Origin of the sequence: Bradyrhizobium sp., from assembly GCF_035570375.1 — a bacterium.
Lineage (GTDB): Bacteria > Pseudomonadota > Alphaproteobacteria > Rhizobiales > Xanthobacteraceae > Bradyrhizobium.
This window is the reverse complement of sequence record NZ_DATMLW010000021.1, coordinates 1-2461: the sequence shown is the minus strand read 5'-3', so window position 1 is coordinate 2461 and position 2461 is coordinate 1. Positions and strand designations below refer to the sequence as shown.

Here is a 2461-nt window from a genome sequence, read left to right as displayed (position 1 = left end):
CAATCGTTTGCATAAATCCTTCCTGACAGGGGATCGCCAATCCGACCTTGACGCCGTTGATCGGGGGATTCCTGCGATCGCTCCCCGAGGGAAAGGTTCGCGCGAGACTCTGCGCTGGAGGGAGACGGATTCGAACTTTCGGTCCCCCCATTATATAAGTTCCCAAACAGGAGCTCGGTTGAGCCATGTTTGCCAATCGGAGATCGGCAGGCCGCCAGCTTGCCGCGCGGCTGCAGCAATTGCGGGAGGAGAAACCGGTTGTGCTCGCCTTGCCGCGCGGCGGCGTGCCGGTCGGTTTTGAGATCGCCGAGGGACTCGACGCCCCGCTCGACATCGTGCTCGTCCGCAAGATCGGGGTGCCGTGGCAGCCGGAACTCGCGCTCGGTGCGGTCGTGGACGGAGCCGATCCACAGGTGATCATCAACGACATCCTCGCCGCCGAGCTGGCCATAGACCAGAACTACATCACGAGCGAAACTGCGCGCCAACTCGAGGAGATCGAGCGGCGCCGGAAGGTTTATCTTGGTGACCGGCCGCCCGTGCCGCTCGCCGGTAGGACGGTCATCGTCGTCGATGACGGGATCGCCACCGGCAGCACTGTGCGCACCGCGCTTCTCGCTATCGGAAGGGCCGGAGCCGCGAAAATCGTCCTCGCGGTCCCGGTCGCACCCGAAGGCGCGCTCGAGGAGCTGCGAGAGGGGGTCGACGAGATCATTTGCCTGAGCACCCCGAACCCGTTTCTCGCCGTGGGAGCGCATTACGCGGAATTTGGGCAGCTTGAGGACGCCGATGTGATCTCGCTTTTGGAGGAGCGTCATCGGAGAATTGCGCACGCGGGAGAGCGTCCAACGAGGGTAAGGCCTGCGTTGCCGTGATCCACGGCGCGGGCCAGCGAAAGCGTGGTCAGAAGACGCCGTCGGGTCTGCATCATCGTATCATCGGCATAGCAGAGACATGCGACCAATCTGCTCCCGCCCCCCCCAGATCGCGCTGGGAGATTCATTCAGGCGCTTCCTTGATCGCGCCGCGGCGCTGCCTTTGCCCGTCGCGAGGTCGAAAAGATCGGCTGGCAGCTGCTTGAATAGGAGGCGGATTTCGGAGGCTGGCAGACGTCGGCGTAGATCATCGCCCCCAGGTCAGCCCCCCGGTTCGGAGGCCCACGCCTAGCTTGGAGAGAAGGTAAAGACAGCCATAAGCAAGCTGTATGCGTCTGAGCGGCGACAACAGCCTTGGTTTCTCGTAAAAGTCGCCCGCCAAAATCGCAAGCAGTCCATTGCGCGTGTCGAAGAGGTCGAAGGACGCCATAAAGATGTCGCGGAGCACCGGTGTATTGATTCGGTAAATCAGCCAGGACGGGGAATCGAGTCCCCGCCGTATGCGGCGTTCATAGCTGCGCATCAGGTGCCTGCCTAATCTCCTGTCATCGAGCCAGGCATGAACCGCTTCGGCGCCAACGGCGGCACCGCTCATTGCCATCATGACGCCGCTTGAAAACAACGGATCGATGAACGCAGCAGCGTCACCGATCAAGATGTAGCCGTCGCCTGCGTAATGTCGCGAATCATATGAGTAATTTCCTGTTGCCACCAACGGGCTTATCGGCTGGGCATTAACCATCCGCTTCGCAACGCTGGGGCTCGCCGCGACGGCGCGGGCAAAGAAGCTGCCGAGATCCTCGGTTCTGGTCCGGAAGAAGGATCGAGTGCCGACCATACCGACGCTCATGACCTGATCGGGCAATGGGATCATCCAGAACCATCCATGCTGGAACAAGTGCATGGTGATCATCCCCTCGGCACTGCCATTCTGGCGGGGCACATTGCGAAAGTGTCCGAACACGGCAGCCGTGTTGTTGCGCTTGTCTACCCGTTTGAGCCCGAGGCGCCTGAGAAGCAGAGTGTCTCGGCCCGAGGCGTCGACAAGAAAGCGGGAGAACCAGACCGAAGGCTCCCCATTGGAGCCGACCGCTATCACCTTCGAACGCCCCTCGGTACCGAACTCGACTTCGGTCACCCGCGTTCCTTCGATCACGGTTGCGCCGAGGCGGCGGCTATTGTCGAGCAGCAGTTTGTCGAACTCGGCGCGTCTGACGTGATAGCTGTGATCGATGCGCAGATGCGGATTACGGTCAAAACGGAATGTCGCCGCCTGACCGTGTTCGTCCGAGATAACCTGCGCCCCCGGCTTGTACACGCCGATCCGCTCGACCTCGTCGGCAACACCAAGCTGTTCAAAAAATGGCAGATTGAGCGGTAGCAGCGATTCTCCGATGTGGAAACGCGGGAATCGATCCTTTTCGAGGACAACGACGTGCCTGCGCTTCTGCGCCAGCAGTCCGGCGATGGTCGACCCGGCAGGGCCCCCGCCGATGACCAGGACATCGCATTCTCGGCGATCTTGCATTTCTAAGTTCGTGACGGCGCTCGCAAGAGGTGTCCTAGCATCGAACGCGCCACCAGCC

2 protein-coding genes are annotated in these 2461 nt (G+C 61.4%); one reads left to right on the top strand and one right to left on the bottom strand.

What is annotated here, in order from left to right; genetic code table 11:
• The first annotated feature begins 185 nt into the window (after positions 1–185).
• Positions 186–875, top strand: a complete 690-nt coding sequence (locus tag VNX23_RS02600; RefSeq protein ID WP_325627612.1) for a phosphoribosyltransferase — start codon at positions 186–188, stop codon at positions 873–875.
• A 247-nt stretch (positions 876–1122) separates the two neighbouring features.
• On the opposite strand, the gene VNX23_RS02595 is transcribed toward VNX23_RS02600, so the two are convergent.
• Positions 1123–2461 (bottom strand): NAD(P)/FAD-dependent oxidoreductase (locus tag VNX23_RS02595; RefSeq protein ID WP_325627611.1); only part of this gene is annotated, 1339 nt, incomplete at its 5' end.